26 protein-coding genes are annotated in these 19057 nt (G+C 52.7%); 20 read left to right on the top strand and 6 right to left on the bottom strand.

Annotation, left to right across the window (positions count from 1 at the left end):
- Positions 1-268 precede the first annotated feature (268 nt).
- The 8 genes from JMJ16_RS36855 to JMJ16_RS36820 all read left to right on the top strand — a co-directional run bounded on the left by JMJ16_RS36855 (position 269) and on the right by JMJ16_RS36820 (position 4614).
- Positions 269-475 carry a hypothetical protein gene (locus tag JMJ16_RS36855; RefSeq protein ID WP_201389729.1) on the top strand — a complete coding sequence of 69 codons (207 nt, stop codon included), beginning with the start codon at positions 269-271 and terminating at the stop codon, positions 473-475.
- A 242-nt stretch (positions 476-717) separates the two neighbouring features.
- A complete protein-coding gene (locus JMJ16_RS36850) occupies positions 718-882 on the top strand; it encodes a hypothetical protein (RefSeq protein ID WP_201389728.1) in 165 nt (54 codons plus the stop codon).
- A 291-nt stretch (positions 883-1173) separates the two neighbouring features.
- Complete coding sequence (locus tag JMJ16_RS36845; RefSeq protein ID WP_201389727.1) at positions 1174-1494, top strand: hypothetical protein; 321 nt, start codon at positions 1174-1176, stop codon at positions 1492-1494.
- Positions 1495-1514: 20 nt separating this feature from the next.
- The gene (locus JMJ16_RS36840) at positions 1515-2219 is read left to right on the top strand and encodes a hypothetical protein (protein ID WP_236601881.1); all 705 of its coding nucleotides are present in this window, start codon (positions 1515-1517) and stop codon (positions 2217-2219) included.
- 340 nt (positions 2220-2559) lie between these two features.
- Positions 2560-2718 carry a hypothetical protein gene (locus JMJ16_RS54965; RefSeq protein ID WP_236601880.1) on the top strand — a complete coding sequence of 53 codons (159 nt, stop codon included), beginning with the start codon at positions 2560-2562 and terminating at the stop codon, positions 2716-2718.
- A 3-nt stretch (positions 2719-2721) separates the two neighbouring features.
- The gene (locus tag JMJ16_RS36830; protein ID WP_236601879.1) at positions 2722-3324 is read left to right on the top strand and encodes a SprT-like domain-containing protein; all 603 of its coding nucleotides are present in this window, start codon (positions 2722-2724) and stop codon (positions 3322-3324) included.
- A gap of 11 nt (positions 3325-3335) precedes the next feature.
- A complete protein-coding gene (locus tag JMJ16_RS36825) occupies positions 3336-3665 on the top strand; it encodes a hypothetical protein (RefSeq protein WP_201389725.1) in 330 nt (109 codons plus the stop codon).
- A 574-nt stretch (positions 3666-4239) separates the two neighbouring features.
- The gene (locus JMJ16_RS36820) at positions 4240-4614 is read left to right on the top strand and encodes a DUF488 domain-containing protein (protein WP_201389723.1); all 375 of its coding nucleotides are present in this window, start codon (positions 4240-4242) and stop codon (positions 4612-4614) included.
- A gap of 393 nt (positions 4615-5007) precedes the next feature.
- Here the strand turns inward: JMJ16_RS36820 and JMJ16_RS36815 are convergent, their stop codons facing one another.
- Both JMJ16_RS36815 and JMJ16_RS36810 read right to left on the bottom strand, forming a co-directional pair.
- Positions 5008-5646 (bottom strand): pentapeptide repeat-containing protein, encoded by a 639-nt coding sequence (locus tag JMJ16_RS36815; protein WP_201389721.1) that lies wholly within the window; start codon positions 5644-5646, stop codon positions 5008-5010.
- A 613-nt stretch (positions 5647-6259) separates the two neighbouring features.
- Positions 6260-6865 carry a hypothetical protein gene (locus JMJ16_RS36810; RefSeq protein WP_201389719.1) on the bottom strand — a complete coding sequence of 202 codons (606 nt, stop codon included), beginning with the start codon at positions 6863-6865 and terminating at the stop codon, positions 6260-6262.
- A 146-nt stretch (positions 6866-7011) separates the two neighbouring features.
- Here JMJ16_RS36810 and JMJ16_RS36805 point away from each other — a divergent pair, with 146 nt between their 5' ends.
- From JMJ16_RS36805 to JMJ16_RS36770, 8 genes are all read left to right on the top strand, one after another.
- Entirely contained in the window at positions 7012-8088 is a 1077-nt protein-coding gene (locus JMJ16_RS36805; protein WP_201389717.1) for a hypothetical protein, read from the top strand.
- Positions 8089-8722: 634 nt separating this feature from the next.
- Positions 8723-9052 (top strand): hypothetical protein, encoded by a 330-nt coding sequence (locus JMJ16_RS36800; protein WP_201389715.1) that lies wholly within the window; start codon positions 8723-8725, stop codon positions 9050-9052.
- Positions 9034-9192 carry a thiol:disulfide interchange protein gene (locus tag JMJ16_RS36795; RefSeq protein ID WP_201389714.1) on the top strand — a complete coding sequence of 53 codons (159 nt, stop codon included), beginning with the start codon at positions 9034-9036 and terminating at the stop codon, positions 9190-9192. Before JMJ16_RS36800 ends, JMJ16_RS36795 begins: the two co-directional genes overlap by 19 nt.
- Positions 9193-9223: 31 nt before the next feature.
- Positions 9224-9433: a hypothetical protein gene (locus JMJ16_RS36790; protein ID WP_201389713.1), complete on the top strand. Its 210-nt coding sequence runs from the start codon at positions 9224-9226 to the stop codon at positions 9431-9433.
- Positions 9434-9437: 4 nt separating this feature from the next.
- A complete protein-coding gene (locus JMJ16_RS36785) occupies positions 9438-9725 on the top strand; it encodes a hypothetical protein (protein WP_201389712.1) in 288 nt (95 codons plus the stop codon).
- A gap of 72 nt (positions 9726-9797) precedes the next feature.
- Complete coding sequence (locus JMJ16_RS36780) at positions 9798-10031, top strand: hypothetical protein (protein ID WP_201389711.1); 234 nt, start codon at positions 9798-9800, stop codon at positions 10029-10031.
- A gap of 29 nt (positions 10032-10060) precedes the next feature.
- A complete protein-coding gene (locus JMJ16_RS36775) occupies positions 10061-10264 on the top strand; it encodes a helix-turn-helix domain-containing protein (protein WP_201389710.1) in 204 nt (67 codons plus the stop codon).
- Between the two features lie 8 nt (positions 10265-10272).
- A complete protein-coding gene (locus tag JMJ16_RS36770) occupies positions 10273-11436 on the top strand; it encodes a site-specific integrase (protein WP_201389709.1) in 1164 nt (387 codons plus the stop codon).
- A gap of 211 nt (positions 11437-11647) precedes the next feature.
- Here JMJ16_RS36770 and JMJ16_RS36765 read toward each other — a convergent pair whose 3' ends face one another.
- The 3 genes from JMJ16_RS36765 to JMJ16_RS36755 form a co-directional block, all read right to left on the bottom strand.
- Entirely contained in the window at positions 11648-12112 is a 465-nt protein-coding gene (locus tag JMJ16_RS36765; protein WP_201389708.1) for a hypothetical protein, read from the bottom strand.
- A gap of 190 nt (positions 12113-12302) precedes the next feature.
- Positions 12303-13235 (bottom strand): ISAs1 family transposase, encoded by a 933-nt coding sequence (locus JMJ16_RS36760; protein WP_236601878.1) that lies wholly within the window; start codon positions 13233-13235, stop codon positions 12303-12305.
- On the bottom strand, positions 13180-13488 hold the full coding sequence (locus JMJ16_RS36755; protein ID WP_201389704.1) for a transposase family protein: 309 nt from the start codon (positions 13486-13488) through the stop codon (positions 13180-13182). Before JMJ16_RS36755 ends, JMJ16_RS36760 begins: the two co-directional genes overlap by 56 nt.
- Before the next feature lie 557 nt (positions 13489-14045).
- Between JMJ16_RS36755 and JMJ16_RS36750 the strand changes: the two genes are divergently transcribed.
- The 4 genes from JMJ16_RS36750 to JMJ16_RS36735 all read left to right on the top strand — a co-directional run bounded on the left by JMJ16_RS36750 (position 14046) and on the right by JMJ16_RS36735 (position 18578).
- Entirely contained in the window at positions 14046-14252 is a 207-nt protein-coding gene (locus JMJ16_RS36750) for a hypothetical protein (RefSeq protein ID WP_007908437.1), read from the top strand.
- A 214-nt stretch (positions 14253-14466) separates the two neighbouring features.
- Positions 14467-14946 (top strand): Hsp20/alpha crystallin family protein, encoded by a 480-nt coding sequence (locus tag JMJ16_RS36745; RefSeq protein WP_201389703.1) that lies wholly within the window; start codon positions 14467-14469, stop codon positions 14944-14946.
- A gap of 159 nt (positions 14947-15105) precedes the next feature.
- Positions 15106-17961: an endopeptidase La gene (gene lon, locus JMJ16_RS36740; RefSeq protein ID WP_236601877.1), complete on the top strand. Its 2856-nt coding sequence runs from the start codon at positions 15106-15108 to the stop codon at positions 17959-17961.
- 200 nt (positions 17962-18161) lie between these two features.
- A complete protein-coding gene (locus JMJ16_RS36735; RefSeq protein WP_201389702.1) occupies positions 18162-18578 on the top strand; it encodes a VOC family protein in 417 nt (138 codons plus the stop codon).
- An 82-nt stretch (positions 18579-18660) separates the two neighbouring features.
- On the opposite strand, the gene JMJ16_RS36730 is transcribed toward JMJ16_RS36735, so the two are convergent.
- Complete coding sequence (locus JMJ16_RS36730) at positions 18661-18963, bottom strand: RadC family protein (RefSeq protein WP_201389701.1); 303 nt, start codon at positions 18961-18963, stop codon at positions 18661-18663.
- Positions 18964-19057: the final 94 nt, after the last annotated feature.

The following is a 19057-nucleotide window of genomic DNA, read 5'->3' as shown; positions in this document are numbered from 1 at the left end:
TGAGTGTGGATCGCTGCGGTGGTTGGGAGTGTGGTTTGAGGGTGTGGTCGTGGTCGGTGTGGTGTGCGGTCTGCATGTTGGGATGGTGGGAAGTGGGCGTTTAAACGTGGGGTTTGTGCGGTGGTCGGCGTGTGGCTGTGATGGTAGGGTCTGGTAAAGCATGTGGCGAGGGTGGTGCTGGTGGTCTTGGGTGGGTACGTGGTCAGGGGTCTAGGCCTTCTTCTCGGGTGTGTGGTTGTTTGTTGAGGCATTGAGGAGGGATTGTTGGATGTGGCTGCATACAGTGTATGTGTGGATCGCCGTTGAGTCGGGTGAGGCGGATGTGGTGGAACAGGTGCGAGCCTGGAACCATCACGAGGCCATGTGGAAGGTGATGCGGCGGTATGGCCTGACCTTTGCGCATACGACGTGGGTGGTGCCTGCCAACGACAAAAAGCCAGATGGGATGTATGCCGGGGTGCGTTACTGCTTCTAGGGGAGGTACTGGTGGAAGAGCAGAAGAAGTATTCAACGTGGCGGCGTCCATTTCGACTGTACCTGTCATCTCAAGCGGCTGAGGGGTTTGATGCTCCTGCATCTCGTGGGCGGTGTCAGTTCGATGGTGGGTGTGATGGCTTTGAGTAGTGCAACGGAGCGCGGTTTTGTAGGGGTCATTGGCTCCTGACGTATGGGAAGACAGAACTTCCTGAGCGTCCCTATGGGGTCTAGGAGGTGGATATGGCGATGCAATTGGCGGTGGTGGGTGCGCTGGCGGGTGGATTGGTGTTGATGCGGCGGCGTGGCGTGCAACGGAGTGTCGGGCTGGTGCTAGTCGGTGTGGCCTGTGTGGGTGTGCTGGGGTTGTTTGCCTGGGCGTCGATGGTGGGTCAGGTGGTCGTGTAGTGCGGTTTCTGTAGGATGGGTCTGTGGAAAGTGACTGTTTAAACGATGTGTTGTGTGGATGGAAAGGATTTCCTATGGGAAAGAAAGAATTGTTGTGGTTGCTCGGACTCCTGGTGATGTTCATTCTGGTTGGGAGTACGGTGGGTTTCGGCTTCGTGGGCGACTTTCTGTATCGCGTTTTCTAGTTGGTGTGGGCGTACTCCTTTGGCTCTCCTTAGTCGTATGCCCTCTTGTCCTGTTGACAGTTTACATGAGTAACAGTGATGATGGTTCTGAGGAGGAACAACCGATATGCAACTTGAGGGAAAAGTACAAACCGCGAAAATGAGTGATTTCTTCAATGGCCTGGAGTTGGTAGTGGTGGATCGCGCTGTGATTAAGCCTGCTGGTGGTCGCCCACAATATAGTGTGCGTGTGGTGCGTGGCTGGCCGGGACTCGATGAGCTGAAGGAACTGCGCAAGAATAACGCTAGTGCACAGGATCTCGCCACCTTCGCGCAAGGCATTCCACTTCCCCAGGAAGATCAAGTGATTCCGCTCACGGTGCTCGACATCACGGGCAAGCAGGGCTTTAAGACGCTGATCTGCGAGGTCGCGCAAGCTGGCGCATAGTGGATGAAAGGGTGTGATGCATGAAGCAGATGCCGCAAGGCAGGTCAATGAGCTTTCAGCGCTCAAGTCGGTTCGATCAAGTGGTGCATAGTGCGGGACATACCGTGTTTCGGGTCGTCTCCATCTTCTTCTCGTTTGTGACGGCACATGCCATTTACTGGTTTTTTAGTGCGCTCAATGGAGTGGATGCCTTACAACAATATGTCACGTTAACCATTTCAATCGGGTTCGTGGCGCTTGGCTACTTTGTGACACGTGGCCTGGCGCATCGCATGCTTGAGAAGCATTCCATCTGGTCGTACCTGCTGGTGGGAACGCTCTATGTCTTCGTCGAGGTGGTGTGTAACTTCGGCGAGGCGGTGGCGCGCTATCCCGATATGCTGTGGATACAACAATTGCATGGCTGGCAGTTGAGTATGTTCACGGTCCTGGCTCCTCTGGTACTCTCGATTATCCCTCTCTTTAATATCGCGCTGGCGTGTATCGATGTGGATTTGATGCGCGAAAAGAGGGCGATGGCTCCAACAACACCAGTCAAGAATGTGACGATGGGCGCTGCGCCAACGATTCAACTGCCACAGGCGGTTTATCCTCAGATGCCACAGCCTTCTCAGGGCAATAATGGTGGTGGGAACAACCTGGGCAACTTCTGGAAAAATGTAGGGAAGAAACAGCCTCACCCGGCGATGGGAATGAACGGCAACGGGCCACAACCGAAGCCGTAGCGTGTGGTGGGTGATGGAGATGGTGGGCGGTGTGCTGCGCAAGTGATGTGTAGTATGCCGCCTTTTTTGTTGCTTGATTGTAGTGGTGAAAGCGTGTGTTTAAACAGGTTGTTTGATGAAGAGGTGAGATGATGGGTCATGTGATATCGATGATTGGTTCTCTGATGCTTCCTTTGTTCATCTTTTGTGGTGCGTGCGTGGCTCTGCTGGCATCTTCGCGTGAGCGTGGAAGTCTGGCGTGGGCGTGGCGGGTGTCGGCCTTGATCTTGTTTGTCACGGCTGCATGCATCTTTTACACGGCGGTGAAGGCATGAGGCGGTATGTAAGGACCATTCGCGAGATGAACGATGTGCTTCGCGGTGGAAAGGCCGTGTATGCGGATCTGGCTGGTGGGCAGGTAGCGCGTATTCATCGTGCAAAAACCGTCAAGGGTGTGCTCCTGGTTCGCTGCTTATCAAGTGGTGAATGGGTCCAGCCTGAGGCGGTTTGGTGGGGATGAGTGATGTCGGTTGAGATGAGTGAAGTTGATGCAGATGTCAAGCAACTTCGTGAGTGGTGGTTGTTTGAGGCCACAAAGTTTCTGCTGACGCTCGTGGTGGAGCAGGGCATAGAGGCGTTGCCGGTGCGCGTGTCGTGTGGGTGGCCCTCGCGTGGTGGTATGGGCCAGGGCAAGCATGTGATTGGGCAATGTTTTCCTCAGGAGATGTGTGCTGATGGTGTTCCACAGATTTTTGTGTCTCCTCGCATTCATGAAAGCATTGAGGTGCTTGGGACGCTCCTGCACGAATTGCTTCATGCCTCGTTAGGCTGGCGAGTTGGGCATAAAAAGCCATTTTCACAGGCGGCGCGCAACGTTGGTCTTGTGGGCCCTCCCACGGCTACAACGGTTGGGCCTGAATTGCAAGTGGTGTTACAAACCTATGTCGATCAGATGGGGCCATATCCGCATGCTCCTATTCAGGTGGTTGCAAAGCAAAAGCCAGGGAGTCGGTTGCGGTTGTTTGAGTGCCAGTGTGATCCACCTGTGAAGCTGCGAGCTGGCCGGGATGATCTGCGCGTGGTGTGTCTGGATTGTGAAGAGCCATTTACTCTGGCTGAAGGGTAAGGGGGTTGGTGATGCCTCAAGCATTTGGGTTGTGGCCTGAGGTGGTCGCGATTGCTGCGGATGCGGAGATGTATTGTGTTTCTTGTGCAAAGGTATTGTATGGAGAAGAGCCGATAGAGGCGGTCGTTGCTGGTGAGCCTGGATACGAGCAATACACCGATCATGAGGGGAATCCTTTTACAGTGGTATTGCGAGGCTCTGAGAGCTTACATACGACGCATTGTGGCGCTGTCGCGTGTCGGGTGCCTCTCTGTGATGAGGGGTGTTCGTGTTACCTCGATCCTGAGCAGTGGAACCAGTACGGCACGCTACCAGAGAGAGGGAATGTGGTGAGAGGGTGAGAAGCATGAAGCATATGGTACTCCTCTTCTTCTTGGGGGTTCTGGCCGGGTGTGTCGTGATGGTTTGCACGTCTCTGTTGATAGGTGTGTCGGCGAAACATTTGCCAGGGGGGTCGATGGCTGCGGGTGTGTGTCTTGGTTTGGTGTTTCCTCGCAGAGATGGAGAAGCGCGTTGGTGCCTCCTGCTGGTGGGTGGATGTGCTGGCTTTGGAGGTTGGTATCTTGCTACTTGCCTGTAACGCAGTTCATCAGATGGTAAAAGTCAGCGTTTAAACGTACTGTTGTCTGTATGTAGACACATAAGTAAAAGATTATGCTTTGTCGTGTAGTAAATCGTGTGAAGCGGCTTCGTAGGCTGTTCTAAGGCGTATCGTTGAGGCGGTCAAGAGAGGTTTTGGCGGAAAGTGGCTGAGTGTTGGTCTCAGAAGGTGGGAAGGACGCTCTATGACCGTCTCAGTGTGTTCTGAGGCATATTTTTCTTGCTCTGGCGTCAAAAATGGCTACTTTGCGGGCTGTAGGGTGTCCTTGGATGATTGATCGATCAGGTTTGCTTATGGATGAAAGGGGGTGAGCTATGGGTGGTCAAGTGTACCTGCTTGGCTATGCTGCGCCTGATGCTGCTGAGCAATTAGAGCAGTGGATGGCTGATGCCTCGGTGGTGCTGGTGGATATTCGCTTGGCGGCGCGCTCTCGCTGGTTGCGACAGTGGAATAAGGGGTGGTTAGTGAGACAGTGGGGGGATCGGTATGTGCATGAGTCAAGGCTCGGCAATCTCAACTATCGAGATCGGAGTCAACCAATTAAGATACGCGATCTGCTGGGTGGGCTGGCGACAGTAACGGATTTGCTGAGCCAGGGCCGCAGTGTGGTGCTGCTATGCGCGTGCATGGATGAATCCCACTGTCACCGTCGCGTGGTCGCTGATGCGCTAGCGTCCCTGGAAACCTAGCAAGCGGCATAACTGGGGCCCGAGTATGATCCTACCGAAAAACAACGTGAAGGATTTTTGAGCGTGAGTGGCACTTCTGAGAAGGGAGCAGAGCAAACATGATGGGCCATGAAGCGAGCCTCCGAAATGGACCAGCGCAAGAGTTCCAGATACCCTATGAGGCCCTGAATCACGCGAGTTTATTCGCCGAGGTTCGACAGATACGATAAAGCCTCTGATGGTCTCAGAGGCTTTGTTTGGGGCAAACGTTGAGGGCCTGGAGCATGCCCAGAAGAACAAGAGGTATCTCTTTGCGGAAGTGGGATGGTGGAGAGCAGTTGGCTCGCGAACAGAGCAATGGTTGGCCTGGATGAGCAGGAGGGATGCCCGATGAGAACATCCCTCGGAAATACTTTAGTGGAGTCTGATGGCTCCTTTGAGGTTGGCTCCTGAGAGGTCGGCTCCTTCGAGGTTGGTTCCTTCGAGATTGGTTCCTTCGAGATTGGTTCCAGCGAGTTTGGCTCTTTCGAGGATGGCTCCTTTGAGGATGGCTCCTTTGAGATTGGCTCCTGAGAGGTTGGCTCCTTCGAGGATGGCTCCTTTGAGGTTGGCTCCTGAGAGGTTGGCTCCTGAGAGGTTGGCTTTTGGGAGCATGGCTTCTAGGAGGATGGCTCCTTCGAGGTCTCCTGAGAGGTTGGCTCCTTCGAGGAAGGCTCCTTCGAGGAAGGCTTTGAAGAGTTTGGCTCCTTGGAGGTTGGCTCCACCGAGGTTGGTTCTTGCGAGGTTGGCTCCTTTGAGGATGGCTCCTGAGAGATCGGCTCCTTTAAGGTTGGCTTCTGAGAGGTTGGCTCCAGCGAGTTTGGCTCCTGAGAGGTTGGCTTCTGAGAGGATAGCCCCTTTAAGGTTGGCTTCTGAGAGGTTGGCTCCAGCGAGTTTGGCTCCTGAGAGGTTGGCTTCTGAGAGGTCAGGCTTGACGTTTGGCTTCTGCTCTCTCCATTGATTCCACGCCTCTGCTCCTTGTTTGAGACGATCAAGCTGTTGCTGATTGGTCATAAAACATTGCTCCTGTTTTCTTTGCCTTTCATCGGATGAGCGCTCTCCCTCGTCCATCGGGGCATCGCTGGTTGCTCATCGTTTCTCTTTTCAGAATAGCGACTGCTCAAAGTGGAGCGTTGTTCGTAGTTCCCACTTCTGGAGCGCTTGAGAGGCCATAAGAGACTTCGTTTCTGTCTGCTTCTCACGCTCAAAAGCGTCAAAAATGCCTGTCTGCGACGTGTTTTCCGTCCTTATCGTTGTTTTTCGGTCGGATCATACTCGGATTCCTAACTCGCCGTTTAAACGCGTCGATGCTGCGGTACTCCCCCCTCTTTTTCCTTTCGGGCGCAAAAGGAATCCCTCGGATGTGACGCGCTTGTCAAGGCGGGTTCCCTTTAGGGTGCCTTGACAAGCAAGAGGGGTGGTGGTGCGGGTGGGGTGGGTCACATCCGATACACTCGGACACGCCCGAAAGGGAAGAGAGGGGGGCCTCGTATGCGCGGGATGCAGCGAAGCGTGCGGCGGCGGCGAAGCCGCGTGGCCGACAGCCCGCGCACCAGGGTCTTCACTTGACCCTAATAAGGATAATTCACACAAATAAAAGTGTGAAAGCATGTTACTCCTGGCAATACTACTCTTCTTGAGCGAAGGGATCTAATTCCTTCCCCAGATAATAGTAGAATGGGGGAAGGTGTTTCATTGGAGCTAAGTCTTTTCCATAGAGGTTATACTCCTCTATTGTCCCTATTGCATAGTAGTTAACACCGTCTTTACTTACCTCCGCAGTATAAAAACTTGTTCCCCCTTCGTCGTTGTTGAGAGTGAATTGATCATTTAATGAGGAGTCTTTATAGCCATCTGTTTTGAGTTGCTCAAAAAAAGCCTGTTTGGCTTCCTGGCTTGATTCCCTCAAATAGTTCTCCCGATGCGAGAGTGTGAACTGGGTGTACCAGCCTGCGTAACAATAAATCAATTCCTCGGGTGTGAAACTGCTCCAGCTATCCCAATCGATTCCAATAAAGCTCCATGTGATTGGTCCTGTAAAGCCAATGCCCTTTATTCCTTCACTTAGTTCGTATTGAACAAGAAAGACTTTTGTTAGACCTACACTCGGCCATTTAACCTCATTTTCATAAATGACATGCGCTTCTATTGGTTTTTCCCCGAATTCCATTGGATGGGCTAGCCAGTTTGACATCTCGTTTACTGCCCATTGCTGGTCTTTTTCTTCAGACATATGTTTCTCCTGAAAAGCAAAATACAATCGATGGAGAGCCGAGAAAAGCCTTCTTTGAGAAGATTCCCCTTCTGTGCTGCTGAGTCTAAGTATATAACTATTTGAGCTGTTTCTGTCTCTGTTGATGAGTGGGTGAGAGGAGCTGGATGATGTATCGACCGGGATATACTCCAACACTAGAGGAACGGGTGGAGTGGCATCTAGAGGATGGAACCGATACGTTGTATGTCTGCCCTGATGCCTGGGCGCTGCGTCATCGGTTCATCAATCGAGAAACGGGTGAAGTGAGACGTGCGCGGTGTGATCGCTGGACGTGCCTCTATTGTGGGCCAAGAAAGGTGGATATGTGGCGGCAAGTGATTGCTGAGGCTGAACCAACTTTGCATATTGTCTTGACAAAGGCAGGAAACACAATGGAAGAGGCGGCGCGTGCGCTCACGACGTGGGTTCAGGCGTTGCGTCGAGGGTCAAAGGGTCGTGGGCGTGGGCATGTGGGTGCTCGGCCTGCCTTCCATATTGAGTACCTGGGTGTCTCTGAGGAACATAAAAACTTTGAGGAAAACGGCTTCCACTGGCATTTGCTGGTCAAGGGAGCCGATTTTATTCCACATGAGCATCTGGTGGCCTGTTGGAAGTCTGCGACAAAAGGGCGTGCCTCGGTCGTGTGGGTGAGTGCGATTAATAACACGCGTGCCATTGGCTATGTCACCAAGTACCTGACCAAAGATGTCACGCGAGAACGCAAGGGGCAGAAGACGGTTGTGCGCGAGGGCCTTATCCTGCGTGTGGGTGAAGATGGGCAGCTCGTCGAGGATCGTGAGCAGGTAGAGGCGTTGGTGGAGAGTAAGGCGCGTCGGATTCGTTATTCGCGTGGCTTCTTTCCTGAGACGACCAGGGCCATACGGGCGCGGTTGTTCACTCGGTCGGAGGAAAATGGGGATGCTGCGGTGGAAGAGCAGGGGGATGGAACGCTCTGGCCTGAGTTAGAAGGGAATGGTGTGGGTGGTGACGAGAATGGAGGTGTATCAGAAGAGCCACAGGTGTCGGAGTGGAAGTTGGAAGAGGTAGCGGAGTTTACGAGGGAATTAGAGGTGTATCGTGAGCGTCGGCGGCGTGCCTTGACTGAGGCAATACGTGAGCGTGATGGGAATGGACGGTATGTGTCAAGGCGCGTGCTGACGCTGTGGGAGTATCAGCGCTCTCAACTGCGTTTGGCTGGCTAGCCTTGTAGTGCGATGTGGATTTATCCTGGTCATGTCTCTTTCTTCTATGGTGTTGCACTAGAGTGAGGAAAGAGTTCATGTGTGAGGTCTGGGTTAAACCAGACTTCCTGCTCAGATGCATTATAACCGCGAATATCCCAGGCATACATTCTGTTGGCTAAGGCTGAGAAACCGAGAGAGGTAGCTATCAGGCTGCCCTTCTGGAAGTGTCCTGCGATTCTCATTGTATACATAGGATCATGTGGAGGATTATCCGTTGAATCCTTCTTGACTGAAGTAATGGTAGGCGAAGATTCACCATAATGCTTGGCAACTTCTTGGGCAATAGTCTTAGGATCTAGGAGAGACTGTTCTGTTGAGCAAGCACTTATGAAGGTGCTCCCGAGAAAGAGCGTGGCTAGATGTTTTATGTGTATGCGACGAGAGATCATGGTTTTACCAATTCCTTCGTTTTCCTGTTGATTTTATCATGATTTGATGCAAATGGTACAGAGCGTCGGTGGTTAATTTGCTGATCTGTACTGATACGTAAACATCGAGCGGAGGGAAAAGGGCATCATTTCCTTTGTTGCCACTATCCGCAAAGAAAGTCACTGTTTCAACAGTGGCTTTTCTTTTTGTCTGAGGAGTGCTGATGAGGTGGTTTGAAGTGGCGTTATGGCGACGCTGGCCTTCACTGTTTCCTGATTGTACGGCAAGAGTGTGGGCCTGGGATGCCTTCTCAGCGGTGGAATATACCATGCGTCGGTATCGTTTGGCACTGGTGGATTATGCATCGGTGTATGCAGAGGATCATGCATTGATCTATCGGGCGCATAAAATAGCGGTTCCTTTGGAAGAGGAGCCGCTTCTTACTGCCGCTGAGGAGACGGTGTGTGTCGATGGCTTTGTGGTTGGCAATGTAGCAAGGTTGGTAAGACAAAACGAGCGAACGGAGGAGGTTGAATGGGTATCGGACTCGTAGCAGTGATTTTCCTGGGGCTGTTTGTAGCAGTGTGGTCAATGCGGCTGCGTGGGTGTGTGTATGGGTGTGCCTGGATGACGTTGGGGGCACTGATGGTGGTAGCTGCATACCTCTTTAGCACTGGTGTCTTGCGCGTCTAGGGAGGTGGTTCTATGCGGAAAGGAACACGTGATGTCTACAAAAAGGATAAGCCTTGCAAGGCGGGTCACGTCTTTACAGCGACAATGGTTCCTGGGTGGTTCCAGTGTACTCGTGCTGAGTGTGGTGTGGTCGCCGTGTGTCCTGGGTGTCTCGGTCATGCTCCACAGGGATATGCGCTCTGCTGGTGCCAGGCGCATCGGGGTCATGCTGTGGCGTCGTCGTGAGAAGAGAGTGAGGTGAGGGTGTGGCTGGTGACGTTGTCTTTGAGGTAGGTCGTGAGGGCTTAGGAACGGGTTGGTACTGCGTTTCATGTGCTCGTCACCTGCTTGGCAATGAGATTGTGGATGCCTATCTCATCGGTCCGTGTCGAGAGGGAAGTGTGTGGGTGCCTGAGCTGAGGAGCTGGCTTGGTGTCACGGTCGTTGATGGCTCTGCTAGTACAGACTTGAGCGGCCTGGGGTGCTGTCAGTGTCTCTATACGCAAGGCTGGCGGGTTGTGGATCGTGGTGGTGCTCAGGCCGTTTTCTTCTAAATCACGTGTAGGTGTGGTGAGAAAGTCATCGTTGAAACGGTGGCTTTCTCTTTTTCATAGGGAGGTGAAAACATGCTGAACTTGATGGATTGCCGTTGCCGTTGCCAGTGTCATGTCTGTGATAGGCGGGAGGTGCGCTTGTTCACCTGTATCGGGTGTGAACATCGCTTCTGCTTCACTTGCGTGCATCGTCTTGATGAGCACTGGCTCTGCGTGGGATGCATGACAAAGTGGTTAGGGGTTATGTGCAAGCTGGCGATTCCTCCCGAGGTGGAACGCTGGTTTAATGAGGTCACACGGCTGTAGTCTCTGAGCTAGTGGATGGGAGGTTCGTTGTGTCCAAACTGAAGCGAAAAGTAGCAGTTGTTGAGTCGGTGTTTTTGACAGTGGAGGATGTTGCCGACCTCTTTCAAGTGGATCGTTCGACGGTCTATAACTGGATGTATTATGCTGGTCTACCTTCTATGCGGGTTGGTCGTCGTTCTCGCCGTTTTGATCGTCGTCAGATAGAAGCCTGGGCGAAGAGCCGTGAAGGATGAGGAAGAGTATGGGTAAATCGAAAGCGCGTGGGAATGGTGAAGGAACGATTTTCCAGCGGAGTGATGGACGTTGGGTTGGTGCTGTGTCTCTTGGCCCAGGACGGCGTAAGAAACAATTTTATGGAAAGACAAGGCCAGAGGTTCAAAAGAAGGTCAAGCAGGCACTTCGAGAGCTGGAACAAGGGGTTGCTATTGAGAAACCAGACCCAACGCTTGAATCTTTTATGCGTGATTGGCTGAAACATAAACGAGATCTTCGTGTGAGTTCGCGTGTGAAGTATGACCAACTGATGAGAGTGCATATCATTCCTGCATTGGGTCGTCTCACGCTGAAGAAGCTTACACCTCAAATCGTGCATGATTTCCTGAATGAGAAGCTAGAGGATGGGCTTTCTACAAAGTCAGTGAATATGTTACATAGTCTCCTTCATCTGGTTTTAGAGGAAGCTTTGAACCTTGATCTTGTCGCTCGGAATGTGTGTGATCGGGTGAAGCCTCCAAAAGTTGTTTCTAAGAAGTCGGTTGCTCTAAACGAGGATCAGTTGTTGAGATTGTTGAGAGCGGCTGAAGGTGAGCGTTTAGAGAAATTTCTGATGCTGGTCATGGCAACTGGAATGCGTCGGGGTGAATTGCTGGCGCTGAAGTGGGATGAGATAGATCTAGAAAACCGTGTGCTCCGTGTTCGTCGTACGTTTGATTATGTCTATGGGCATGGGTATGTGGAGAATGAGCCCAAAACAGAACATGGCATTCGTGAGATTTTGCTCCCTGTTTTTATTGTGGAGATGTTGGTGAATCATCAAGAGGATCAGCGTCAAGCGAGAGAAAAATGTGGTAGTCGCTGGATTGAGATGGGGTATGTCTTCACTGGCCTAAAAGGCGGACGTTTGAACCCTGGATATACCTTGAAGATGTACAATGAGTTGCTGCAAAAGGCTGGCCTTCCTCATATTCGAATTCATGATCTTCGTCATAGTTATTCAACACTAATGGCTGCAATGAAGGTACATGGAAGGGTTGTGCAGGAGATACTCGGCCATAGTGATTATCGATTGACGATGAACGTCTATACGCATGTCGATCTCGCGATGCAAGAGGAACCTGCAAGACTTTTAGATGAGTTCTTTGAGAAGAGTAAACCTGCAGATGTCGAAGATGACGAGAAAAGCTAATTGGTGTCTGGATTGGTGTCAGCTCAGGTTTTACAGCTTGTAGTGCTAAATGCAAGCCGCTTGTGAAGTGATTTTAACAGGCGGCTTTCTTGGTGAAAAGACGGGAGGACTCTCCTCCCGTCTTTTCTTTTTGTTTGTCTTACTTCTTCTACGAACACCCTGAGCGCGAAGCGCTAGACACGCCAGTGGCGTTGGGTTTCGGAATAAGACCTTAGTCGTGGAAGCGTCTCTTGCGATATTGTCTGGGTAGTGCGTCATCCGCGAAGCCCTCATTGATGAGCCCATGTTGATAGAGGTAGCGTAGGTAGGCGAGTTGCTGTTCAAAGGTGGATGCTGGTTTCTCGGGTTTATTGGCGACGGCATCATCTTTTCGGGCATTTTCGGCGGCCTGGTTACTAGAGGATGGCGTTTTGGGAAGCGCCGTCTGGTCAGTGGAACTGCCTGGTTTTTGACTAAAAGGTGTATCAAGAATGGAGGGATGCTCATGCTCAATAGCGACAGTGGTCATGCCTGTTTGAGGCATAGGGCCTTCTGAGGAGAGGAGCCTGGGGGGATTCGAGAGCATGGAGGCATTCCCCAAGTTTGCTGCCTGCTGGTTGCTCATCGCTTTGGGGCGTCCCCATGGCCACCATGCGAATACGTTGCGCAACCACCTCTGGATTGTTTGCGTGATCATAACTCTACCTCTTCATTTACGGCGGACAATCGATTACTGATTACCCTTCAATCACGCACGATTTGCGATTAGCGTCTCAAATAAGGTAACTCATATTGAGAAACATAGAAACATAGTAGCATATCAACCCACCCCTTTGCAACCGTTAACTGTATTGATTGCAGGGCTGTTGCAAAGTCGACAAGCCCGCTCAAGCAGCGACCTTTGATAAAGCTTTGTCGAATTGATAGCTAAAGGTCCGTTGGGCATGTGGAAGATTCGTTTTGCCTCGACGAGCCATCAACCCAATGGCGGTATTGTTCAGCAAGGCAAGCACATGAGGAGCATGACCCATTCGTAGCTGCGAATGATCTTCTTGCAAGGTCCGGTCTCGCCGATAGTGCAAACCATTCTCAATACCCCAATGTTCTCGAACCAACTCCAGAAGACGTTTGGGAGTGGCATAGGAGGTGGGCAAACTCGTGATCCCATAGGCAATCTCTTGCTCGATCTGCCCCTTGGCATTGATGCGTTGCCGCTCCAATTTGAAGACCTGAGAGAGACCAGGCCACTCAGCATAGTGAGACAACAGGCTACTGACCGTGATGTGTCGTTTTTCTCGCCGTCCATGCCCTTTGTTCACGGAGGACGCCGAACGAAAGTCAGTGGGAGGAGCTGACCAGCCAGGCCGCACCGATGGCGGCTCAAAGAGCGTTTGCAGATCTTGATACATCTGCTTTTGATTTTCCTTGATCATCCAGAGATAGTCTCCTTTGGCTTGCAGGATCATGTGACTTAGAGGGCGAGAAGCAAAGATGGCATCGCCACTGACCAATGTTCCACGCAAATCGATGGTTGCCAAGAGCTCGGGAGCGGCGCTCACCTCACTGCCTGAGGTACTCACCTGAACCTGAGCCAGGACGACGCCTTCTTTGGGAAGGTAGGCTGCAAGCAGATGGACGCCTTGCGTGCTCCCAAGAGGAATCGTCCCTCGTAAGGTTTTGCCGTCCAAACACAGATGCCTTTGGCCTGGAGCTAACCGACGAGGGGTCTGACGAGCAAAGAAGCGACCGATCACTTGCTCAAGCTCATCTGGATCGGTTGCTGACGCCAAGAGACGACTCCAGGTACTGAAGTGTGGCATGCGTTGATGTCGCCAACCAAACAGCGAACGCAATTCGTGCTGGCGCAACTGAGTGAAGTCGAGCCATCGCTCGGCTACTGGTTTGTCCGGCCAGTTTCGCTAGGACTCCGATGAGCAGAATGTCTGCCAAGGGGTAGCGCACGCCACGCCGATCTCGATGATCTCTGACATGCTGTAACTGTTCATACAAGGCCTCTAGATCAAAGAGGAGTGCCTGATTGGGAAGAGAAAACTGATGGGAACGTGTTATCATCTTCATGAACGAGCCTTTCGTGGTGTGGAATTGGACCTCTCAACCATTCCTAATGCACGAAAGGCTCTGTTTTATTCCTTCTTTTTCCATTTATTCCCGACTTTGCAACAGCCCTGGTATTGATTGGCGGCGCGAAAAGTTAGCTTGAAGTTGGCGCACTGAATGCGCATGGGACTTGAGCTTACCTATAGTCAATTGTACTTGCAATTTCAGGGTGCGCGTGCCATAATCAATAGGTCAGATCGCCTTATTCCAGAGAGAAGCGTTGTGTGCTATGAAACCGGTTATATGCGCGTGGCTGGATACGTAAATGAGCATATCAGTCAGCATGACCCGGTTGGGAATAGTCGCAGCTTCTGTATGGTTCTTATGGATAGTGAAAAGACGTTGTGGCGAAGCGATCTGAATACTTCTTCTCCGAAAACCCTGAGCGCGCTTGTCCCCGAATGGGGGAAGCGCTAGTCACGTAAGTGGCGTTGGGTTTCGGAATAAGATCATAGCTAAGGTTTGTAGGACATGTCATCGCTGAAATAGTACAAGAAAGCCAGGTGTCGGCTATGCAGGAAGACGTTCTTGGAACCCGCCGAACTGCCGTCCCAGAAGATATTGTGCTGTGCGCACGATGTGGTAAGGCAACTCCTATAAAGGACTCCCATATCATTGAAGGCGATGTACTGGACGAAACCCTTTCCGAGTTCGAGTACCTTTGCCCCGATTGCTGGCAGGCACTTGAAACGGGCGAAAAAGACCTGCCTATTGTATAGGCGTGTCGTCTTGTAGAAATATTGTAGGCAAAAGGCAAGGTGACACTACAAAAGGTAGTGAGCTTTGGACTTTTGCCTTTTTGCTCTTCATTCGCATCGCCGTTTATCGCCAATTTTGGAGAGAGAGTCGTAGGGAACATATCAGCCAGGGCTATGGCTCATGTCTAGATGCCTATGGTGATTGGTTCCCCGTCTCATAAAGAGGGATACTAGTATGCGCATGCGTTACAGGCAGGTAACCTATCGCTCAGTGGGAGCGGGGGCGCAACACCAGTTGGAGCAGCATTATCGTCGTCTCCTTAATGAGGCCTTGCGCCAGGGACAGCAGTCTATATCGCACCGCTCTTCCTCCTGGCGTCCGCTTGCTGACATCCTTGAATCGCCTGAGATGATGATCGTCAAGGTAGAGCTGGCTGGCATGACAGAAGAAGAGATAGAGGTAACACTGTACGAAGATGCTCTTATTGTGAGTGGAACGCGCCAGGATATCCATGGTGGTTTGCCAAATCTCTATTATCATGAAGCCCAGGTACGCTACGGCCCATTTCGCCTGGAGGTGTATATTCCCTATCCCATTCAAGGGGACGCAGTCACCGCGCGCTACGAGAATGGATTCTTATGGGTCGAATTGCCCAGGCTACCTCAGGCAGGAGCCGAACGTGTAGCTATACAGCGTCCTGATACAGACGCCTGATGAAGATGTGACAATGTATTCTCATTCTCTCTACCCTTCTAATAGAGGCATATCAGCCAGGTGAGATTGATGTTTCTTCCAGAGGTGCGCAGCCATTTCGCTCGCCATTGTGAGTCACCCTGTAAGAAGTCGTAGAGAAGATTTTGGAGTTATATAAAAATGCATAATAGTGAGCAAGAGTTTGTACAGCAGGAGACACAAGAGGATGAAACTCGATCTGCTAGCATCCCGGGCCAGAATGAGCCCGATGCTGCCGAGGTGACTCAGCCGCAGGAGCATGAGGAGTCTCCTGCCGATGAGGTCGAGGATTCTGCTCAGGATGAGGAGTCTCCCAGCGCCGAAAGTGAGGAGGAGGAGAACCCGGAGGAGAGCGAGACGCCACGCGAAGAGCCGCAGGCGCAAGAAGTGATCGAGGAGTCCCTGGCCCAATTCATAGAAGAAGGTGTGAAGGCTGAGGGGGAGGAAGAACCCTTCAACATCCCTGAGATTCTGCCCGTACTGCCGCTAAAGGATGTCGTGGTCTATCCCTACTCGGTACAGCCACTGGGCGTAGGCCAGGAGCGCTCGATTCGTTTGATTGACGATGTGATGCGCGGAGATCGCCTGGTCGTCCTCGTCGCGCAGAAGTCGGCCGAGATTGAGCAGGCTGGCCCCGATGAGATCTTCCGCATGGGCACGGTCTCGCGTGTGGGGCGTATGTTCCGCATGCCTGATGGAACGCTCCAGATCGCTGTGCAGGGACTAGAGCGCGTCGAGATCGGCGAATTTACCCAGGAGAAGCCCTACTTGATGGCACATGTTACCGCTCGCCCAGATGTGCAGGAGAGCGATAACGAGACCGAGGCCCTCAAGCGCAACGTCATCGGTTACTTCCAGCGCCTAGTCGCCCTGGTGCAGAACATGCCCGAGGGGGTTGCCGCCGCAACCCTCAATCTCGAAGAGGCGCGCCAGGTCGTATATGTAATCGCGACCTTCGTTCAGATGGAGCTGGAGCTTCGCCAGAAGCTACTTGAGCTGGACTCTGTGCACGAAAAGCTGGTGCAGTTAAGCTCTTTCCTCGCACATGAGCTTGAGATCCTGGAGCTGGGCAAGAAAATTCAGACCAGCGCTCAGGAAGAGATGGGCAAGATGCAGCGCGAGTATCTCTTGCGTGAGCAGCTCAAGGCCATTCAGCGCGAGCTGGGCGAGGAGAGCGAGGAGCAGGCCACCGTTAACGAGCTTCGGCGCAAGATCGACGAAGCGCAGATGCCCGAGGAGGCTCTCAAAGAAGCCAATCGCGAGCTCTCACGCCTGGAGAAACTGCCCTCGGCCTCGCCCGAATATAGCATCATTCGCACCTACCTGGAGCTGCTCGTCAGCCTGCCGTGGGGGCGGAGCACGGGCGAGAAGATCGATGTCTCGCATGCGCGCCAGGTTCTGGACGAGGATCACTATGACCTGCAAAAGATCAAAGAGCGCATCCTGGAATACCTGGCGGTACGCCATCTGAAGGAAGAGCGCCAGCAGGAAGAGGAGCAGCGCGAGCGCGAGCAGGAGGAGGCTGAGAGCCAGATCGAGCTTGAGGAGACAGGTGAGAAACGCCGCACCCAGCCACTCTTAACGCAGGAGCAGAAGCGGGTCATTAACCGTGAGCCAATCCTCTGCTTCGTTGGCCCTCCTGGAGTCGGTAAGACCTCGCTGGGCCACTCAATCGCCCGCTCGCTCGGTCGTAAGTTCGCGCGCATCTCCCTGGGTGGTATTCGTGACGAGGCGGAGGTTCGTGGTCACCGCCGTACCTATATCGGCGCGATGCCTGGCCGTATCATCCAGACCCTGCGCCGCGTCGATTCCAACGACCCGGTGATCATGCTCGACGAGGTCGATAAAGTGGGCGCTGACTGGCGTGGAGACCCCTCCTCGGCGTTGCTGGAGGTGCTTGATCCAGAGCAGAACTACAACTTCCGTGACAACTACCTGGACCTGCCCTTTGATCTCTCCAAGGTAATGTTTATTGCCACGGCGAACTCTCTGGAGCCTATTCCGGCCCCCCTGCGTGATCGCATGGAGATTCTGGAGCTCTCCGGCTATACCGAGGACCAGAAGATACATATCGCGCGTAACTACCTGCTGCCCAAGCAACTGGAAGCCAATGGCCTCAAGCCGGAGGAGTTGACCCTCGATGACGATGTCCTGCGCCTGGTTGTACGCAACTATACCCGCGAGGCGGGCGTGCGTAACCTGGAGCGCGAGATAGGAGCGCTCTGCCGCAAGGTCGCCAAGCAGATCTCTGAGGGAAAAGAGGGTCCCATTCATATCGAGTCTAACCAGTTGACCGACTACCTGGGTCGCAGGCGCTTCTTTGAAGAGGCCGCCGAGCGCCTGGATCGTCCCGGCATCGCGACCGGCCTGGTGTGGACCGCTGTCGGTGGCGAGATCATCTTCATCGAGGCCGCGACTATGCCTGGCAAGGAGGAGCGCTTGATTCTTACTGGCCAGCTTGGCGATGTCATGAAGGAGTCCGCGACCGCCGCCTTGAGCTATGTGCGCTCTAACGCTCAGGCGTTGGGTCTGCCAAACCACGTCTTTGAGAACCAGAATGTGCATATCCATGTTCCCGCAGGCGCGATCCCCAAGGATGGCCCCTCGGCTGGCGTCACCATGACGACAGTCCTGGTCTCTCTGGCGAGTGGGCGCAAGGTTCGCTCCGATGTCGCCATGACAGGTGAGATTACCTTGCGTGGCAAAGTGCTACCGATTGGCGGCGTCAAAGAGAAGGTTCTGGCGGCCTACCGCTCAGGCATTCGCGTCGTGCTTCTGCCCAAGAAGAACGAGAGCGATCTCATGGAAGATCTGCCCAAAGAGCTACACGAAGAAATGGAGTTCCACTTCGTCAGCGATATCAACGAAGTGTTGCAGATCGCGCTTGAGCCAGAGGAGGCCGGGGCCGATCATAAACACGAAGCAAACGGCACAGCGCGCACGCGCAAGCGTAAGAGCGACAAGGGCGAGAAGGTCGTCGCCCACGCTCACGAATAAATAGACAGTCAGTCACCAGCAAAAGAGGAGGCCCGGCATCGCTGGGCCTCCTCTTTTGCTGGTGACTGACATTTATCAATACTTTTATGCTTTTCTTGACGTATATATTGTTTCGTGTTATGCTTAATCCATCTTAATAGAACAAAGTTTCTACTTGGCGAAAAGTAGCTTCTCATGTAAGTGTTAAATCAGGAGGGACTATGCGGACCAAACTTAACCCATACCTTAGCTTTAAAGACAATGCCCGCGAAGCCATGACATTCTACAAAACCGTCTTTGGCGGCAACCTGACGATGAGTACTTTCAAAGAATATCATGCATCTCAAGATCCGAGCGAAGCCAACAAAATCATGCACTCTGTGCTGGAAGCGGATAATGGCATTACTTTTATGGCTTCCGACACTCCAGACAGTATGGAATATCGCGCTGGAACGAACTACACTATGTCGCTCAGCGGCGACAATGAGACTGAGCTAAGAACCTATTTTGAGAAGCTTTCGGCTGGTGGTAACATCACCATGCCTCTTGAGCAAGCCCCATGGGGCGACATCTTCGGTTCATTGACCGACAAGTTTGGTGTGCCGTGGCTCGTGAACATTGCGGGCCAAAAAGCGTAATTCTCTGGAGACCCCATATCACGAAAAGAGCTCACCATGTGGTGAGCTCTTTTCGTGATATGGGGTCTCCAGATCTAATATTTTACCAGCGCATCTGTTCTTTGAGGCTCACATAGCGCGGGTTGCCAATGACCACGTGATCAAGAAGCTCGATTTCGAGCAGACGCCCCGCCTCAACAAGCTGGCGAGTGACGTCGATGTCCTCGGGACTGGGAGTCGGATCGCCGCTTGGATGGTTGTGGCAAACGATAATGTGGGGGCAGTTGCGTACTACCGCAGGCCGAAAGACCTCCGAGGAACGCAGTACAGAGCTATTGACTGTACCCTTGTAGCGCTTGGCGTGTTCTACCACGCGGTTCTTCGTGTCGAGAACCAGTATGTGCATTTCGTCTGATGCAGCCCGAAGTTACTCAATACCTAATGCGAGCAACAGATGAACTAGCCGAACTGCTCGGGAGGGCCGTGTAACCAAAGCGGGA

It is taken from the genome of Ktedonobacter sp. SOSP1-52, from assembly GCF_016587395.1.
The sequence above is the reverse complement of the archived record's forward strand: the minus strand, read 5'-3'. Positions and strand labels throughout refer to the sequence as shown.